Source organism: Methylacidimicrobium sp. AP8 (assembly GCF_903064525.1).
GTDB lineage: Bacteria > Verrucomicrobiota > Verrucomicrobiia > Methylacidiphilales > Methylacidiphilaceae > Methylacidimicrobium.
In genome coordinates this window covers 1,875,500-1,892,830 of the sequence record NZ_LR797830.1, presented here as the reverse complement: position 1 = coordinate 1,892,830, position 17,331 = coordinate 1,875,500, and the positions used below count along the sequence as shown (strand labels likewise).

The 17,331-nt window shown below is 65.7% G+C and carries 14 protein-coding genes and 1 pseudogene; 6 read left to right on the top strand and 9 right to left on the bottom strand.

Annotated elements, in window-relative coordinates:
- Positions 1–582: 582 nt before the first annotated feature.
- From MTHMO_RS08850 to MTHMO_RS08830, 5 genes and pseudogenes are all read right to left on the bottom strand, one after another.
- A pseudogene (locus tag MTHMO_RS08850) lies at positions 583–1,932 on the bottom strand (IS1380 family transposase).
- A gap of 154 nt (positions 1,933–2,086) precedes the next feature.
- Complete coding sequence (locus MTHMO_RS08845) at positions 2,087–3,706, bottom strand: IS1634 family transposase (RefSeq protein WP_202214452.1); 1,620 nt, start codon at positions 3,704–3,706, stop codon at positions 2,087–2,089.
- Between the two features lie 135 nt (positions 3,707–3,841).
- Positions 3,842–5,590, bottom strand: a complete 1,749-nt coding sequence (gene ilvD, locus MTHMO_RS08840) for a dihydroxy-acid dehydratase (RefSeq protein WP_202214451.1) — start codon at positions 5,588–5,590, stop codon at positions 3,842–3,844.
- 35 nt (positions 5,591–5,625) lie between these two features.
- Complete coding sequence (locus MTHMO_RS08835; RefSeq protein ID WP_202214450.1) at positions 5,626–6,411, bottom strand: TatD family hydrolase; 786 nt, start codon at positions 6,409–6,411, stop codon at positions 5,626–5,628.
- Between the two features lie 2 nt (positions 6,412–6,413).
- Positions 6,414–7,214, bottom strand: a complete 801-nt coding sequence (locus MTHMO_RS08830; protein ID WP_237394864.1) for an MBL fold metallo-hydrolase — start codon at positions 7,212–7,214, stop codon at positions 6,414–6,416.
- A gap of 159 nt (positions 7,215–7,373) precedes the next feature.
- Between MTHMO_RS08830 and MTHMO_RS08825 the strand changes: the two genes are divergently transcribed.
- From MTHMO_RS08825 to dnaJ, 4 genes are all read left to right on the top strand, one after another.
- The gene (locus MTHMO_RS08825; protein ID WP_202214449.1) at positions 7,374–7,880 is read left to right on the top strand and encodes an STAS domain-containing protein; all 507 of its coding nucleotides are present in this window, start codon (positions 7,374–7,376) and stop codon (positions 7,878–7,880) included.
- Positions 7,881–7,967: 87 nt separating this feature from the next.
- Positions 7,968–9,164 (top strand): PP2C family protein-serine/threonine phosphatase, encoded by a 1,197-nt coding sequence (locus tag MTHMO_RS08820; protein WP_202214448.1) that lies wholly within the window; start codon positions 7,968–7,970, stop codon positions 9,162–9,164.
- 15 nt (positions 9,165–9,179) lie between these two features.
- Positions 9,180–9,782, top strand: a complete 603-nt coding sequence (locus MTHMO_RS08815) for a nucleotide exchange factor GrpE (RefSeq protein WP_202214447.1) — start codon at positions 9,180–9,182, stop codon at positions 9,780–9,782.
- A complete protein-coding gene (dnaJ, locus tag MTHMO_RS08810) occupies positions 9,779–10,942 on the top strand; it encodes a molecular chaperone DnaJ (RefSeq protein WP_202214446.1) in 1,164 nt (387 codons plus the stop codon). Before MTHMO_RS08815 ends, dnaJ begins: the two co-directional genes overlap by 4 nt.
- Positions 10,943–10,972: 30 nt before the next feature.
- Here the strand turns inward: dnaJ and MTHMO_RS08805 are convergent, their stop codons facing one another.
- From MTHMO_RS08805 to MTHMO_RS08795, 3 genes are all read right to left on the bottom strand, one after another.
- On the bottom strand, positions 10,973–11,728 hold the full coding sequence (locus MTHMO_RS08805) for an RluA family pseudouridine synthase (protein WP_202214445.1): 756 nt from the start codon (positions 11,726–11,728) through the stop codon (positions 10,973–10,975).
- Positions 11,729–11,757: 29 nt separating this feature from the next.
- Positions 11,758–13,638 (bottom strand): ATP-dependent DNA helicase, encoded by a 1,881-nt coding sequence (locus MTHMO_RS08800; RefSeq protein WP_202214444.1) that lies wholly within the window; start codon positions 13,636–13,638, stop codon positions 11,758–11,760.
- A 155-nt stretch (positions 13,639–13,793) separates the two neighbouring features.
- Complete coding sequence (locus MTHMO_RS08795) at positions 13,794–15,035, bottom strand: LL-diaminopimelate aminotransferase (RefSeq protein ID WP_202214443.1); 1,242 nt, start codon at positions 15,033–15,035, stop codon at positions 13,794–13,796.
- 192 nt (positions 15,036–15,227) lie between these two features.
- Between MTHMO_RS08795 and MTHMO_RS08790 the strand changes: the two genes are divergently transcribed.
- Complete coding sequence (locus tag MTHMO_RS08790) at positions 15,228–15,998, top strand: hypothetical protein (RefSeq protein ID WP_202214442.1); 771 nt, start codon at positions 15,228–15,230, stop codon at positions 15,996–15,998.
- A gap of 30 nt (positions 15,999–16,028) precedes the next feature.
- Here MTHMO_RS08790 and MTHMO_RS08785 read toward each other — a convergent pair whose 3' ends face one another.
- The gene (locus MTHMO_RS08785) at positions 16,029–16,379 is read right to left on the bottom strand and encodes a sulfite exporter TauE/SafE family protein (RefSeq protein WP_237394863.1); all 351 of its coding nucleotides are present in this window, start codon (positions 16,377–16,379) and stop codon (positions 16,029–16,031) included.
- A 6-nt stretch (positions 16,380–16,385) separates the two neighbouring features.
- Here MTHMO_RS08785 and miaA point away from each other — a divergent pair, with 6 nt between their 5' ends.
- The gene (miaA, locus tag MTHMO_RS08780; RefSeq protein ID WP_237394862.1) at positions 16,386–17,312 is read left to right on the top strand and encodes a tRNA (adenosine(37)-N6)-dimethylallyltransferase MiaA; all 927 of its coding nucleotides are present in this window, start codon (positions 16,386–16,388) and stop codon (positions 17,310–17,312) included.
- Positions 17,313–17,331: the final 19 nt, after the last annotated feature.

Sequence of the window (17,331 nt, the reverse complement as noted above, 5' to 3'; positions counted from 1 at the left end):
GTATCGTCCGGACTCCCGGCGGCCGGGGCATGTCCGGCGGGCGCACCGATGCCGGCCTGCCTTCCTCCGGTGTGGCCCTTTCCCTTCCGGCCCTCTTTTCCCTCGCCGTCCTCTCTTAGCGGAAGGAACACAAGCGGCCGGCGGCTGCGGCGGCCCCTCCCCACACAGTAGCCGTGCCCGGCTCCTTGGCCGATGACGATCCCCACTCCGTTGCGTGGATCCACGCCCTTTGCTGGAGGATGGAAAGGCAAGAGCCGGTTGCCGCAGACAATCCTCCCGACCTCAAAACTGCCAAGGAAGCAACCTAGCCGAACTTCCGCTGTGTAGTGTCGCAAGTGATTGTAGCAGAACGTTAACCCCCATTTCTCACCAGTACGAGCTTTCGGGCGAGAGAGGTGCCGGTTGAGTCGCTTGCGAGCAGTTCCGCCCGCGCAGAGCTCTTCGTGAGGCGGGATCGAGCAAGATTTTCATTCGATTTGCCTTAACGCGAGCACTGCAAAGCGCAAAAAGCCGGTTGTGGAGCAAGACTCCGCCTGGTCGTAGGCTTTGCCGAAGGAACAGATCTGCGGTTTTGGCAGATGCTCAGCAACGCAGCACTCGGAAGACGTGGGTAAAGAGGCTCTTCCAAGGATAGGCGCTGCTCATCGAGAGGAAGACGCGGCGGACGCTGACGCGGACCAGCGTGCCGATCTTAAAGAGCTTGATCCGGAGGGTGTCGACCTGGGCCTCGGCCCAGTCCGTTCCTCGCAGAGCCAGCCGTCGCAGCGCTTCCACCAGCGTGTAAGCGAGAGCCGAGAAGTAGAGGCGAAGTTGGTTGCTGGCCATTTGCGCGGTCGAGAGCCGGTCGGCAAAGAGGTGGAGTTGTTCCTTGATCCGATTCTCCATGTCGCCACGAGCACAGTAGAGCTTCTCGTAAAGGTTTTGGGCGGGCCACTCCTCGGTGGGAGAGAGGTCACGACAAAGCGCGGATTCTCCCCTCTTTCCAGGTACTCGGCTTTGGCGACCACCCGGCGCTCCCTCGACCAGCTGCTCAAGGTGCGGTAGGCAAACTCGGTAAAGAAGCGGGCCGGCTTGCCACTCGACTCGTGCAGACGACGGGCTTGCTCCATCGACCCCTGAATGGTCCGGCACAAGCGCTCGTTGCGCGCCAAGCCGAAGAGGTAGTCGACTTGATTGGCTTCGCACCAAGCCATGATCTCTTCCCGGCAGAAGCCCGAATCGGCCCGGAGCACGATCCGGACTCCGGGCCAACGGGTACGGAGTTGTTCCACGATCCGGCTCACCTCCGTAAAGGGAGCCCGCCGACGCATCCTGGTTCGATGGCCGAAGCCGGACGCCAAGGAGTTGATCGCCAGCAAAGATGTAGAGCGGCAAATAGCAGTAGGAGTCGTAGTAACCATGGAAGAAGCGCTCCGGCTGATGTCCGTAAAGGGGGATGTCGGTCGCATCCAGATCGAGCACCACCTCCTCAGGGGGCTGGGGATGCGATTGGAGGTAGAGATCGACCAGAAGACGGTCGATCGCTTCGGCCGAGTAGTCGATCTTGTGGTAGCGCTCGCTTCGACCCACCAGTTCCAGCCGGTTGAGCGTGCTCTTGCCCGCCAGATCCTCTTCCAGATCGCTTTTCCCGCTCAGGAGAGCAACCAACGGATCGGTCCGCAACTGCTCATGGTCGTTGAGGTCTTCGTAGCCCATCGCAATCCCGAAGATGCGCTGGGCAAGCATCTCCCGTACCCGATGCACAATGCGTTTCGGATGGCGTCGATCCACGAAGCAACCCTCCAACCGTCTTAACAAACCGATCTTCCGATCCGCTTCCCGCAACAGAATTGCGCCCCCATCGCTGGAGATCCGACCCGCGGTAAATCCCGCTTCCACCCGTCGCGAAAAATGCGCTGTAAACGCAAAAGTCTCTTGGCTACACTCTGTCATGGAAGGCCGTTTCTTTTTTCTGGTTGTAGTAACGTCTTCTTAACGCACTTATACCAGGGAAAGACGGCCTTTCCTATGCCCTTTTGCCAACTTTTTTGCCCTCCGCTATACCCGCTATTGGTGAGATATGGCGGTTAAGACTTTTTCGTTCTGCCTACATGGCCCATTTGGGCGGGCGAGCAAAGAGGGGGAGCAGGTCGAGCTTTTGGAGCAGTGCGTTGATGTCGGCGGGGATCTTGGAGAAGAACCCGATCAAAGGCCGTCCGTTTGGGGCAAGCCGGATCAAGCGGATCGCCTGAAGGCGGCGGAGCACCTTGGGCACCTCTTTGGTAAACCCTTTGGCCACCCATTCGGTCCCGAGGCGGGCATTCATCCAGAAAGCCAAGAAGCAGATTCTCACGTGGTTGCGGACCCGATCGGGCCGCCAATGATAGACCGGACGGACTTCGAGGTAGCTCTTGAGTTCTGAAAAAGCGGCCTCGACCTCTGCGAGCCGCTTGTAGTGGGTCAGCACCTCCTGAGGAGAAGCCTTGGCGGACGGGAGGTTGGTCTCCAAAAGATACCAGCCGCCCTTCGCCTCTTCTTCTTTGACCCGCTCTTGGTCAAGCTTCCACCAGAACCGGCCCTTGGCGTCGACTCCATACTGAAAGTACTTATGGGCCTGGATCCGCTGGAGCGCCCGGCCGATCCGGCTGCCGAGCTCGACTGGGTCTGCCCCCTTGCGCGTTGCCTTGGCAATCTGGCGCAGCTCTTCCTCTCCTCGGGCGATGCGGCTCTGCCGCCGCTCCCGATCGCGCATCGCGCGCCACTCCCCTCCGGCAACGACGTAGCGAACTCCTTGGTGCTCGATCTCCATCACCCGGGTTCGATCCGTCAGCCAGAGCTGCCGATCTTTGGGAAGTCGCCGAACGATCTCCTGGAGCTTGGTCCCAGTTGATCGGGTCACGTACTCAAGCTCCATGCCGGTGAGCATCTCCAGATTCCACCGGCTCTTCATCCCGCCATCGAAGACGAAGGTAGCCTCTCGGATCCCGAGTCGGCGTCTGAGAGTCACCAAGAGCCCCGTCAGCGTCGTGCTCTCCGCCCGGTTCCCCCGCAGGACCTCCACATGGATCGGGATCCCCCGGGCATCGGTGGCGACCGCAAGAAGCACCTGCCGCCGATCTTGCCGGTGATCCCGGCTGTAGCCGTACTGCGCCAATCCCTCGGGGCCGTCCCCCTCGAAGTAGACACTCGAAAGGTCATAGAGCACCAAGCTCGCTCCCTCTGGTTGGGCTTCCCGGTAAAGCTTCTTCTCGATCCCGCTCCAAACGCCGTTGAGCCCATCCATCGCCCGGTAGAGATCGTCTTCTTCCAGGTCCTTCTCCTCCAGCCCGCATACCTTAGCCAAAAGCGTCCCGCCTGCTTCCTCCCGAAGGGCGAGCTTGGAAGAGGGAAAGAGAATCCGTCCAAAGATCATCGCTTTCAAAAGCCGCCCCTTCCGCTCCGAACCCACCCCGGAAAGAACCTGATCGAGTCCAAATCGCTGCCACGCTTGCTCGAGGACCGCGATTCCTCCGTAATCCAGAGCTTCCTGCCCGTCCAGTCTGTCCAGGGGCACCAGCTTCTTCCCCTGCAGCAGCGCTCGGACCGCCTGCTGGACCTCCACCGGCATCCGGGTCAGATTGGACAGGATCCTCGTCTTGACCTGCTTGCCCACCCGATACGACTCCCGGACAAGAACGGATCGGTAGACTTTGCCCCTCTGGCAAGTGCGCACCTCTTGCACGTACATGCCTACAATATGCCAAGAGCATGATGCTTATGCAAACAAATGTTATTCACATTGTATTCGCATTACACGTCCTACATTATTTTGCGTAAGTCCTTCATCTGCCGAAACAATCCTCAAAATTGTGCGGAAGATGGGCTAGCTCGCCCCTCGGCCGGACCCCTCCCCGTCGGTCACTGCGCCTAAGTGGGCCGAGCCTACTTGAGAACGGTATTTGGCGAGGACCCCGCGCCGGTACGGAGAGGCGGGGGGAGTCCAGGACGCGAGCCGGCGGGCGATCTCTTCCTCGGGGAGTTCCAGCCGGATCTCCTCGGCTTCGGCATCGATGGTGATCCGATCCCCGTCCCGGACGATCGCCAAGGGGCCTCCCGCCGCCGCTTCCGGGCAGATGTGGCCGACGACGAAGCCATGGCTCCCGCCGGAGAAGCGCCCGTCGGTGATCAGGGCGACATCCTTGCCGAGGCCCCGTCCCATGACGGCCGAGGTCGGGGAGAGCATCTCCCGCATGCCGGGCCCGCCCTTGGGGCCTTCATAGCGGATGACGATGACCTCGCCCGGGACGACCGATCCGTCCAGGATGCTGGCCAAGGCCGCCTCTTCCGAGTCGAAGACGTGGGCGCTCCCCGAGAACCGGAGTCCTTCCTTTCCGGTCAGCTTGGCCACGGCGCCGAGGGGAGCGAGGTTGCCGCGAAGGATCACGATGTGGCCTTCGGCCTTGATCGGCTTTTCGAACGGCAAGACGATCTCCTGGCCCGGTGGATAATCGGGGCTCCCCGCGACGTTTTCCGCGAGGGTCGCGCCGGTCACGGTCAGGCAGTCGCCGTGCAGGAGGCCCTTCTCCAACAGCCTCCGCAGGAGGGGCACAAGCCCCCCGATCTCCGACCATTCGGCGACCGTGAAGCGCCCGCTCGGCTTGAGATCGGCCACCACCGGCACTCGCTTGCCGATACGCCGGAAATCCTCGAGGGCCAGGTCGACTCCGGCGGCGTGGGCGATCGCCAGGAGATGGAGCACGGCGTTGGTCGATCCGCCGAGCGCCATCACGACCGTGATCGCGTTTTCGAACGCCTTCCGGGTGAGAATGTCGCGGGGGCGGATTCCCCGGTCGATCAGTTGCGCGACCGCTCTGCCGGCCGCGCGGCAGCCGGCCTGCTTCTCCTTGGAGACGGCGAGCTCGGTCGAGCTTCCCGGGAGGCTCATGCCGAGCGCTTCTATCGCGCAGGCCATGGTGTTGGCCGTGTACATCCCGCCGCAGGAGCCCGGTCCCGGGATGGCGTGGCTTTCGATTTCGGCCAGCTCCTCGGGGGAGAGGTCGCCTTTAGCTGCGGCGCCCACCGCCTCAAAGACGGAGACGATGTCGATCTTCTTCCCCCGGTAGCAGCCGGGAAGGATGCTCCCGCCGTAGACGAAGACGCTGGGCCGATTGAGCCTTGCCAGAGCGATGAGGCAGCCCGGCATGTTTTTGTCGCAGCCGCCGATCGCCACCAGCCCGTCCATGGCTTCCGCCGCGGCGACCGTCTCGACCGAGTCGGCGATCACCTCCCGGGAGACTAGGGAGTATTTCATCCCCTCGGTCCCCATCGAGATCCCGTCGGATACGGTGATCGTGTTGAATATCAGCGCCTTGGCGCCGGATTCCTCCGCGCCCGCCGCCGCTTCCCGGGCGAGTACGTCGATATGCATGTTGCACGGGGTGACCTGGCTCCAGGTCGAGGCGATTCCGATCAGATCCTTGCGGGCGAACTCTTCCTTGCGGAATCCCAAGGGATAGAGCATCGAGCGGTTGGGCGCGCGGGAGTCGCCGTCGAAGATCCGGCGGGAGTAGGCCCGGTGGCAGCCCGAGGGTCGGCCCTCGGGGGCAGGCGGCGTTTCGAGAGATTGGTACATGGGGATTTCCTTTCCGGAGGTTGCGGAGGGGCCGCTCAATCGGTCAATCGAAAAAAGGCGCGGGCGTTCCGCGAGGTCGCCTCGGCCACGGCGAAGGGGGACTCTCCGCGCAGGCGGGCGATTTCTTCGCCCACGATCCGGACGTGCCATGGCTCGCAGCGTTTTCCTCGGTACGGGACGGGGGCCAGGAAGGGGCAGTCGGTCTCGACGAAGAAACGGTCCGCCGGCACGCTTCGGGCGCTTGCGCGAGCCAGAGGCGCGTTGGGGAAGGTGACGATTCCGGTGAAGGAGACGAAATGGCCGCGCCCGATCAGCTCGGATAGCCGCTCCGGTCCTTCTCCGAAGCAGTGGAAGACGCAGCGGACCGCATCGCCCGCCTCGTCGAGGAGCGCCAGCGCGTCGTCCCAGGCGGCCCGCTGGTGGATGATCACCGGGAGGTTCCTTTCCCTTGCCAATCCGAGCTGCGCCTGGAAGACCCGTCGCTGGGCCGCCTTCTCCGCCGCGGCTGTCGGATCGGGGGGGAGGCGATGGTAGTCGAGGCCGATTTCGCCGATGGCGGTTACCCCCTCCTGCACGGCGAGCGCGTCCAGCTGCTCGAGGAAGTCCGGCGGTGCCGCGTGTGCGCTCTTCGGGTGAATCCCCACGGCGGCCGCGAGGATTTTCTGCTCCCGGGTGAGGGCGAGCAAGGTGCGGCTCGACGCCAGGTCGGTGGCCACGAGGAGGATCCGTTCGATGCCCTCCGCCTGCGCGCGGGCGACGACCTCCTTCCGGTCGCGGGAGAACTCCGGAAAATCGAGATGGGCGTGCGTGTCGATCCACATGGTCAACAGAGGGTGATCGAAAGCCCGTCGAACGCCGGTGCGACGTCCTCGGGAAGTTCGGCTTCCCGGTGCCGATGGCTCTTGTGATGGGTGAGGTGGGTCAGGTAGGTTCGCCTCGCCTCGACCTGCCGGGCGACCTTGACCGCTTCCTGCGTCGTCAGATGCGTGGGATGGGGCTCGTCCCGGAGGCCGTCGATGATCAGCACCTCGACCGAGCGGATGGTCCAGAGGATATTCTCGGGGACCGCCTGGCAATCGCTCAGGTATGCGAGGAGCTTTCTCCCGTCGCGCTCAAGCAGGTATCCGAAGGTGGTGATCCGGCCGTGCGGGACGGGCAAGGGGGTCACGGTCAGGCTGCCGAGAGGAAAGGGGGCATCCACGGCCTGCGGCCGGAGGCGGACGTACCCGGACGCATCCGCGGCCGGCTCGAAGGCGTAGGGAAACATGCGGGCGAGGACATCCAGGGTGGAGGCCGGGCCGAAGATCGGAAGGCGTTCCCGGCGCAGCTCGCAGAAGCGCCGCAAGTCGTCGAGGCCGAGCACATGATCGGCGTGGTGGTGGGTGTAGAGGACCGCGCCGACGTCGGCGATCCCCTCGCGGAGGCATTGCGTCCGCAGGTCGGTCGCCGTGTCAATGAGAAATGGAAGGACCCCGTCGTCCACGTAGAGGGACGCCCGGGTCCGTTGATCGCGGGGATCGGTCGAACGACAGACTGCGCACCGGCAACCGATCATCGGCACTCCCTGCGAGGTCCCCGAGCCGAGCACCACGGCGCGCAGGAGACATCCGGTCGTTCGACACATCCGGAGGGCCCCTTACCAAAAAACAACACGGCCGCCGAGGAATTTTTCTCGCCTCGGCCATGGCCGGGAGCTTAGGATTTCCGCTTCCACCGTGGAGCGAAAAGAGCGTTACGGGGCGGCCGGGTGGACCGGGCCGCCGGACGGGTATAGTGTTATCGAGTGAGAACAGGGGTCGTGCTGGCGGGGGAGTGCCAGGGAGTGGTCGTAATTAAGATCGTCGGAGCGGGTTCCTTCGAGCATTCGTTTTCCCTGCGGCAATATTGCGATCATTCCCTTCCCTCGGGAAAGGAGAGGGTGCTGGTCGATCTGACCGAGTGCACGTATCTGGACAGCACCTTCCTAGGAACTCTAGCGGGTCCGGCGCTGCGGCTTAAGAAGGCCGGAGGCTCTTTTCAGGTCGCCGGCGGCAGCCCCCGAGTGTTGGAATCGATTCGCACGCTGGGGCTGGATCGTCTCTTCGAGTGCGTGGAGAGCCCGCTTCCCTACGATCGGGCGGGACTGCGGCCGCTGGCGGCGGGTGTCCCCCGCAGGGAGACGACCGGTGAGCTGCTTCTGCAGGCCCACCAGACCCTCCTGGCATGCGATCCCCGGAATGCGCCGAAGTTTCAAGACCTCGTTTCCTATCTCGGCGCGGAAGTCGCTCGGCGGGACCCGTCGCCCGGCTGAGCCGACCGCCTCGGAAGCCGGGCTGCCCGTTCTCCGGCGTGGCGGGCGATCCGTCCGGGAGCTTTTGTTTTTTTGGCAAGGAAAGGTGTGGAAGCGGAACGAGAAGAGCCTGCCGGTTCTTACCACGAGTGTCTGCTGCGGGTCGCCGAATTGGGAGGCGCCCTCGCAACCGGGGCCGATCCGGATCCGCTGATTGCCAGTCTCTTGGAGCGCTTGAGGGCCTTCCTCGACGCTACGGCCGTCGGCCTGCTCTCCGGCGAGGCCGGAGCGAGCGAGGGATGCTGGGGGCCGCCGGAGCGATCGGACGAGTTGCGGGCGATCGCCGAGCGGATGCGGGCAAAGGAAGAGAGCGGAGAGAGGGAGGCCGCGGCCGAAGGGCCCTGGACCCTCCTTCCGCTACGCGGAAACGGCTGGCTGGCCGTTCATCGCGACGCCGGCGGAGGGCTGCGGCCTCCGGAACGCACCGCTGCCTTGGCCGTCGCGGAGGCGGTTCTGCATCTGCTGAGCCGGCCGGTTTCCAGGCAGAACCGGAGGAAGAGGCGCCTCCTGGAGGCGGAGCTGATGGCCGCCAGCCTCTTTCAATCCTCCCTTTTCCCGCGAGCGTTGCCGGCTCTGCCCGGTTTTCGCCTGGCCATCGCCCATCTGCCGGCCGGAGAGCTGAGCGGAGACTTTTGTGATGTCCTGCCCATCGATCCCCACAACTGCGGCATCCTGGTCGGCGACGTGGCCGGAAAGGGGATGGCGGCCGCTCTGGTGGGCGGGATGTGCCGGACCGCCGTCCGCTCCCAGGTTGCGGGCTGCCCTTCTCCGGCCGGCGTGTTGCGCCGCGTCAACCGCCTGCTGTACGGGGACCTGGTCGAGCGGAGCCTCGTCGCCATGATCTATGCGGTCGTCAATACGCAGACCCGGGAGATTGTCGTGGCCCGGGCCGGACACGAGCCGCCGCTCCTGCGGCGGCCCTCTGGGGTCAGCGAGCTCGACGCGCCAGGCTTTTGCCTGGGGATCGACTCGGGAGAGGCCTTCGATGCGGCTCTGGCGGATATAACGCTGTTTTTGGCGCCGGAGGAGCTCCTGCTCTTCTATACCGATGGGATGATCGATGCGCTCGCCCCGTGCGGCGCGAGGTTCGACAAGGGCAGGCTTGTCGCCGCCCTCGCGAGGACCGGGGGGCTTGACGCGCGGGCTTCGCTCGAAGCGCTCTTTCGGGAGCTGGCCTCCTTTCGGTCCTCCGGAGGGTTGGCCGATGACGTGACGCTTGTTGCGCTCGAGCGGGTCGGAAGCTAAGGTTTAAGTTCCGTTATGACTGTCGACGAGGGCAAGACCGTGTCTCCGGAGCCTCAGGCGGAGGACGCTCCGGCTTTTCTGGTGGTCAGCCGGGAGAGGATCGAGCGCTGGCGGCAGCGTTCCCGGGAGGCGGACGAGCTGCAGGATCGCCTCTTGCGCGCCTTGGCGGATTGGGACAACGCGCGCAAGAGGATGGCCAAGGAAAAGGAGGAGGCGATCCGGCTGGCCAACGGCGCCTTTCTTCAAGCTCTCCTTCCTGTCCTCGACAATCTGGTTCTCGGCGTGGAAGCGGCGGAGAAGGCCACCGATGGCCGGTCGATCGCCCAGGGGATGAAGATGATCCTATCGCAGCTCCAAGCCCTCCTGCGCGAGGAGGGCGTCGAGCCCGTCGAGGCGGTCGGCAAGCCGTTCGATCCTCATCGGCACGAGGCGGTGGGCTTTGTCGATACTGAGGAGCTGGAAGAGGGGATTGTCGCGACCCAGAAGCGGAGCGGCTATCTATATAAAGGCCGCCTGCTCCGCCCGGCGTTGGTCTATGTGGCCAGGAGGCCGGCGCCCGGCGGGGACAGTCAGGAAAAGAGGGAAGAAACGGAGACCAACCGCATTCCGGCGCCATGACCTCTGCGCGCGACCATGATTACTACGAGATTCTCGGAGTGGCGAAAGGAGCCAGTACCGAGGAGATCAAGAAGGCGTACCGCAAGCTGGCCCTCAAGTATCACCCCGATCGAAACGCGGGCGATCGGGCTGCGGAAGAAAAGTTCAAGGAGGTGAGCAAGGCCTATGAGGTGCTCAGCGATCCGGAAAAGCGGGCCGCTTACGACCGGTACGGTCCTGCGGCCTTCGAGGCCCAAGCAGGGGCGACGGCCGCCGGGTTCCACGATCCGTTCGAGATTTTCCGGGAGGTTTTCGGCGGCTCCGGCCTCTTCGGGGAGGGCCTCTTCGGGAGCCTCTTCGAGGAAGCCTTCGGTTCCGGCGGGGGCAAGCGATCTCGCCAGGAAAGGGGAGCGGACCTCCGTTGCGACCTCGAAATCGATTTTGAGGAGGCGGTCTTGGGCTGCGAAAAGCAGATCGCCTTCCCCAAGCTGGAGGTCTGCTCGGCCTGCGAGGGAACCGGGGTCGCCCCCGGCTCCGCGCGGAAGGCCTGCCCGACCTGCCGCGGGCAGGGCCAGGTGCGCGTGACGCGCGGGTTCCTGACCGTGGCCCAGACCTGCCCCCGGTGCCACGGCACGGGAGCCGTCGTGGAGCGCCCCTGCACTGCCTGCCGAGGGGAGGGCAGGATGAAGCAGACGGCGGAGATGACCATCAAGATTCCCGCCGGGATCGATGACGGCTACCGCTTGCGGCTGGCGGGGTGCGGAGAGCGGGGGGCATTCGGCGGGCCGGCCGGCGACCTCTACGTGGTCGTGCACGTCCGGAAGCACGAGATATTCGAGCGGCAGGGAAACGACCTCTATTGCGAGATGCCGATCAGCTTCGTGCAAGCCGCCCTCGGCGGGGAGGTCACCGTGCCCTGTCTGGTCGGGAAGGCGACGCTCAAGATTCCGCCCGGAACCCAGAGCGGCCAGATTTTCCGTCTGCGGGGCCGCGGTGTCGCCGATGTCCACGGTCGCGGGATCGGCGACCTGCTGGTCCGGGTGGTGATCGAGGTGCCTACGCACCTCAACGCGGAGCAGCGCGCCAAGCTCGAGGCTTTCGCGGCCAGCTGCGCGCCCGGGACCCATCCGCAGCACCAAGGCTTTCTCGAGCGGGCCAAGCGGTTTTTCGGTGGGGAGTGAGTCGCCGGGCTCCGGGCCGGCGCCCGCTGCTCATCCCGGAGGGACGGCGATGCCGCGCTGGTCGAGGAAGCCCCTCAGGTCGAGAGGAAGCGGGGCCGCGGCCTCCCACTCCTTTCCTTGCCAGCGGAAGCGGAGCCGGGAGGCATGGAGGGCGTGGCGCGGCAGGCCGAGATGCTCGGCCAGTTCGGGTCCCCACCCCTGCTCCGCGAACCGGAGGAAGAGGTGGGGATCGGGTCCGTAAATCTTATCGCCGATGATCGGGTGGCCGATCGACGCGAGGTGGACTCGGATCTGGTGCAGCCGCCCGGTCTTGGGATAGGCGCGGACGAGGCTGACTTCCGCGCCCGAGCTGAGCGCGCGTATCACCGTGACGGCCGGGGCCCCGCCAGGCCGGACACCCTGCCGGATCGCCACCGGATTCTCCGCGGAAAGGCCCAAATAGCCGAGGGGAGCGTCGATCTGGAGAAATTCGCAGGCGAGCTTCCCCCGGACGATCGCCAGATATTCCTTGTCGATGAGCCTCTTCTCCATGAGCCGGCCGAGCGCGGAGGCGGCCGCAGCGTTCTTGCCGACGAGCACCAGCCCGCTGGTCTCCCGATCGAGTCGGTTGACGAGGAAGAACGGAGCTCCTCCCCGCTCCTTGCCGAGCCAGCCGAGCACGCTCGGCCGGTCGTTCCGCCGTGTCGGGTGGGAGAGTAGGAAAGGCGGCTTGTCGACGACGAGGAAGTCCTCGTTTTCGAGGACCACCCGCGGCGGGTAAGGAGGCTCGAGGATCAGCTGCTGCATCAGGAGGGCCGGATGGGGGGAGCGGCAGATTAGACGATCGGAGGATCGCCGTCGAGGATCTCGACCGGGCAATCGGGGAGGACCGCGAAGAAGGAGCGGCCGTAGCGCTTGGTGAGGATGCGGGAATCGAGTATGGCGACGATGCCCCGATCCTGGCGGCTGCGGATCAGCCGCCCGATTCCCTGCCGGAACTTGAGGAGCGCCTCCGGCAGGAAATAGGAGAGGAAGGGGTCGCTCCCGGCGGCCTGGAGCCGCTCCGCCCGCGCCTGCGCCAGCGGATGGTCCGGCGTGCCGAACGGGAGGCGCGTGAGGATCACGCAGGAGAGGGCTTCCCCGGGGACGTCGACGCCCTGCCAGAAGCTGTCCGCCCCGAAGAGGACGGCTCCGGGCGAGGCGCGGAAACGTTCCAAGAGCCGGTGCCGGTCGGCGGTCCCGTCCTGGACGAGGAGCGGGAAGCCCTTTTCCCGGAAGAACGGCGCCAGACGCGAGGCCATGTTGAGGAGCGTCTTCCGGTTGGTGAAGAGGACGAAGGCCGCGCCGCCGCTCCGGGCGGTGAAGTAGCGGATCCACGCCTCCATCGCCGCTTCGTAGCCCGCGCCTTCCGACGGCTCGGGGATGCGGCTCGGCACGTAGACCTTCATCTGGCGCGCGTAGTCGAAGGAGGAATCGAGGAGAAGGGTCCGGGGTTCCCGCAGCCCCAAGGCCTTCTGGAAATAGTGGAATCGGCCGGCCAGGGTCAGTGTGGCGCTGGTGAAGATGAGCGCGCGCCCCTCCGCATAGAGCAGCCGCTCAAGAAGGGGGGCCACCGAGAGCGGAACGGCCTCGAGCCGCGTCCCCTCCGGAAAGCCGGGATCCTGGGTCTGGACCCAGTAGACGTGATCCGGAAGGGATTGATCGAGGAAGGCGGAGAATGCGGCGCGCAGGCCGGCCGTCTTTCGGGCATGGTCTTCGATCTCGCGCCGCAGATCGCGATCTTCGGTCTCCAGGGCTGCCTGCGTGATCGCCTCGGTGAGCGCGGCCAAGGGCTCGTCGAGCACGTTCGGCACCAGGCCGGGCCGGAGGATGCGGAACTCCCGGCCCTTGGCGCCGCCCATCGCGGCGTGCAGGCTCTCAAAGAAGGAGCCGAGGCGGGAGAGAACTTCCCGGAGAGTGCGGACGGCACTCCCCGAACGCACGAGCGAGAGAAGGCCCCGGCCTGTCCGGGGCGAGTGGAGCCGGTGGAGAAAGGAGCGGGTCTGCCCCTCGGAGAGCGAGAGGCCCAGATGCCGGGCGGCGACCGCCTCGACCTGGTGGGCTTCGTCGAAGATCACGAAGTCCTTGGCGAAGGAAAGATCCTCACTCGGGTCCGCGCCGAGCCCGCCCGCCAGCAGCGAGAAGAAGAGCGCATGGTTGACGATCGTGATGTCCGCCTCGGCACTCCGTTCGCGGAGCCGCTGGTAGAAGCAGCGGGGATTGTTCTGGCAGCTCCTGGCCGTGCAGAGCTGGGGCTCCGAGCAGAGCCGGCTCCAGAGGCCGGGTTCCGGAGGGGGATCGAGCTCCTCCCAGCAGCCGGTTTCTGTTGCGAAGGCCCAGCGGGCGATCCGCGCGACCTCGTCGGCCTCCCCGGGAGCGAAAAGGTCTCCCCCGTAGCGGAGCGCCTGCTCGATCCGCCGCGGGCAGAAGTAGTTCCTTCTTCCCTTGAGCAGAACGGCGGTGAAGGGGCCGGTCAGCTTCCTGAGCAGAGGCAGGTCCCGGTGGAAGAGCTGCGCCTGCAGGTTGAGGGTGTGGGTCGAGACGACGCCGCGCTCACCCCGCTTCCGCGCGCAGCGCAGCGCTGGGAAGAGATAGGCGAGGGTCTTGCCGGTGCCGGTGCCTGCTTCGACCGCCAGGACGGCCTTTTCCTCCAGCGCCGCGGCCACCGCCTGCGCCATGCGTTGCTGCTGGGGGCGGAATTCGAAGTGGCGGGCGGCAGCAAGCGGACCCCCGGGCGAGAAGAATGCGGCGGCCTCGTCCGCGAGGGAGAGGGTTGGGCCGGAGGCGGTTTGCGCGCGGCGGCCGTTTCGTTCCGGGCCGGAGGATGGGGTGTCTACGTCCATCGCAAGCGGGCGTCGGCCAACCGCTCTTCCAGCTCGGCGATCACCCGCCGCTCCTCTTCTTCCCCCCGGGCCGAGAAGGTGACGCTCCAGCGCAGGTAGGCGCCAGCGTCATCCCAAGGGACCGTGGAGATCTGCCGCTCAGTAATCAGCCACTCTGCCGCGCTTTCCGCCGTCGGGAAGAAGATCTCCCCGTGCGCGGTTCTCGCCGAGCGGGGCGCGGGCGCGTAGAGGAAAAACGAGGCGTCCGGCTTGCGCACCGGGCAGCCCAACCGGCAGAGGGCCTCCGCTAGGAGGTCCATCCGTCGCGCATACTTCTGCGCGATCCGCCGCGTGATCTCCGGATGGTCCAAGCCGTAGGCGAAGGCGTGCTGGATGGCCAGGAATTGGCCCGAATCGGTGTGGTCCTTGACGTGCGCATAGGCGCGGACGAGCCGGGCGTCGCCGGCAACGAAGCCGCAGCGCCAGCCGGTCATGTTAAAGTTCTTGCTCGCCGAGTGGAGCTCGAGGCCGACCTCCTTGGCTCCCGGGATCGAGAGGAAGCTTAAGGGCGATCCGCGGAAGACCAAGCCCGCATAGGCGAAATCGTGGACCACGACGATCCGATGGCGATGGGCGAAGGCGACGACTTGTTCGAAAAACGAGCGGGTCGCCGTGGCGCCGGTGGGATTGTTGGGGTAGTTGAGCACCAGGACCTTGGCGCGTCGCAGCCGATCGGAGGGGACCGATGCCAAGTCGGGCAGAAAGGAGTTCTTCTCCAGGAGCGGGAGCGGATGGATCCGGCCCCCGTAATATTGGGCGTGCGTCCCGAAGACCGGATAGCCCGGCACGGTCATCAGAACGACGTCGCCCGGATCAATGAAACAGGCCGGCAGGATGGAGAGGGCCGCCTTGGAGCCGATCGAATGGCAGATTTCGGTCTCGGGATCGACCGAGACGCCGCAGACCCGCTCGAGATAGCGGGCGGCCGCCTCCTTGAGCCGCGGCCCTCCGTTGTCCGCATAGCCCCGGTTTTCCGGCTTGCGCGCCTCCTCGGCCAGCCGTTCGACGATCTCCGGCGGCGCCATGTCGTCCGGCTCGCCGACGCCGAAGTCGAGCAGCTCCCTTTCCGGATGCTTCTCGCGTGCTGCCCGCTTGGCCCGCTTGATCTTCTCGAACTTGTAGATTTCGGTCTCTTGGCCGAACCGGGCTCCGCCGATTCGCTGCGCGAAGGCGCTGGCAGGAAAGGAATCCATAGGCTGGCAGACGGGTGTATCCTTTCTCCACTTTTACGCGGCTGGGCTGGCAAAGGCAATCGTCCCTCTCAGGCCGAGAGGGCCGGGGCTGCGCCCGCAGGCGCGGCGGCTGATCGATCGGCCCGCCTTTTTCTCCAAGCGGCGGGTTGGGAATCCGGCGCCGGGCCTGGTACGCTCTCCGGCGGAGGTTCCTTGGCGATCATCCCCGCACCCGGCTCCCGATTCCGGCCCGCCCACCTGCGCACCCTTGCGCTCTTCCTGGCGGCCGGCTTCGGGATCGCCGTCGCTGCCGGCCCTTCCGGAGCCCGGGCTTTTGAGCTGCCGGTCCAGCTCGTCTGGGCCCGCCAGTATTACACGCTCTTCCTGGCCAAATCCCGCTCGGGCCAGGGCCCCCTCCAACCGTACGTGCGGTGCCGGGTCTACCTGCAATTCCATAACTGGGGTGCTGCCGTGCGGCTCCCGATGGCCCACGGAGAGCGGCCGGATTACCCGAATATCCAGTTTCGCGTATGGCGCAATCAGGACCCAATCCCCTTCGAGAGAAGGGCCTTTCCGGGCTTGGGGGCGGAAGATGAATACAGCATCCATTTTGACGCGGGCGAAAGCGTGCGGGTCACCTACGAATATGTCGAGCAGGTAATGCGGCACGACCCGGTCAGAAAGATCGATGTCTTCGAGGACACCTGGGGCTTCCTCGGCTATCGCCCGCCCTTGGAGGACTGGTGGATCGTGGTCGATCTCGGGCAGATGTATACCCAGTACCAAGCCTCGCCCGGCTTCGGAGAGAGCCCGGGCCGGCCCCTGCTCTCCTACAGGACCTTTTTCAACCGGATCTTCCGCGTCTCTCCGTCGGGCTACCGGAGCCGCGGGACCCAAATCTGGTGGCGCTTTCAGGACGTGAATGAGGAGCAGATGCACTCCTTCCCCAAGCTGCGGGTCGAGTGGCAGGCCTGGTACCGGTAGAGCGGGAGGAAGCGGCCGGGCCGCCGCGCGCTATCGCCAGAGGCGGTAGGCGGCATAGAGGAGGAAGACCGCGAACGCGCGTTTGGCATAGACCGCCGGGATGGCTTGAATGAAGAGGGAGCCGAGAGCGGCCCCGGCGGCCCCGGAAACGGCGATCACGGTGAAGAGGCTCCAGTCGATCTGCTTGAGCGTCCAATTCGCGAGGCTTCCCGCCAGGGCGATGGGCAGGATGAGCGCGAGCGAGGTGCCGACTGCGGTGTGATAGGGGACGGCGAAGGCGAGGATCAGGACCGGGACGAGAATGCTGCCTCCGCCGATGCCGAAGCAGCCGCTGGCGAAGCCGGCGGCTAGGCCGAGCAGAACGAGCGCGAAAAGGTGCATGCTCAAGTGATAGGGAGATGGAGCGAGCAGGTCGAGCCCGGCCGGCCCCTTTTCGTGGTCGGCCCGACGGGGGTCGGGAAGACCGAGTTCGCGCACGAGCTCGCGGAGCGGTGCGGAGCCCGCCTCCTTTCGATGGACTCGATGCAGGTGTATCGCGGCCTCGACCGCGGCACGGCGAAGCCGTCTCCGGAGGAGCGCGCGCGGTTCGGCTATGGCGGCATCGACCTGGTGGATTGGCGCGCATCCTTTTCGGCGGCGCAATATCGGGACCATGCGCAAGCCTTCCTGGAAGCTTGCGAGCGCCGGGGACATCCGGTGGTCGTGGTCGGCGGCACCGGCCTCTACTACCGGAGCCTGGTGCGGGGGCTCTGCGCGGCCCCGCCCGGCGATCCGGCCCTGCGGCGGGAGCTGGAGAGGCTCTCGGTGTCGGAGCTGGCGGAGCGGCTGGCCGCCGTCGATCCCGAAGCCTTCGCCGACGTCGACCGGCGCAACCCGAGGCGCCTCATCCGCGCGATCGAAGTCAAGGAGGCGAGCGGAATCTCGATCCGGGAATGGCAGGCGCGGACGACTCGGCCCGTGTTGCGGCGGTTCCGTACCCTTTGGCTGGAGCGGCCGGCGGGGGCGTTGCGGAAGAGGATCGCCGCCCGCGTCGGGTCGATGCTCGCTTCGGGATGGATCGAAGAGGTGGCTGACCGGCTGCGGGAAGCGGGCCCGGATGTCCTCTTCCGCTGCCCGGCGATCGGCTATGCCCGGATCGCGCGGTTCCTGGTGCACGGCGGCAGCCGTGAGCGCCTCGCGGAGGAGATCGCGGCGGATACTTACCGGTACGCGAAGAAACAGTTGACTTGGTTTCGAAAAGAGTCTAGTGTGAGGTATTGGTTGATGCTCGAAGAGCATGCTCCTCTTCCTTGGTGTTCCCGGTCCGCTGAGTAGCGTCGTCCTCGGGGTCGTC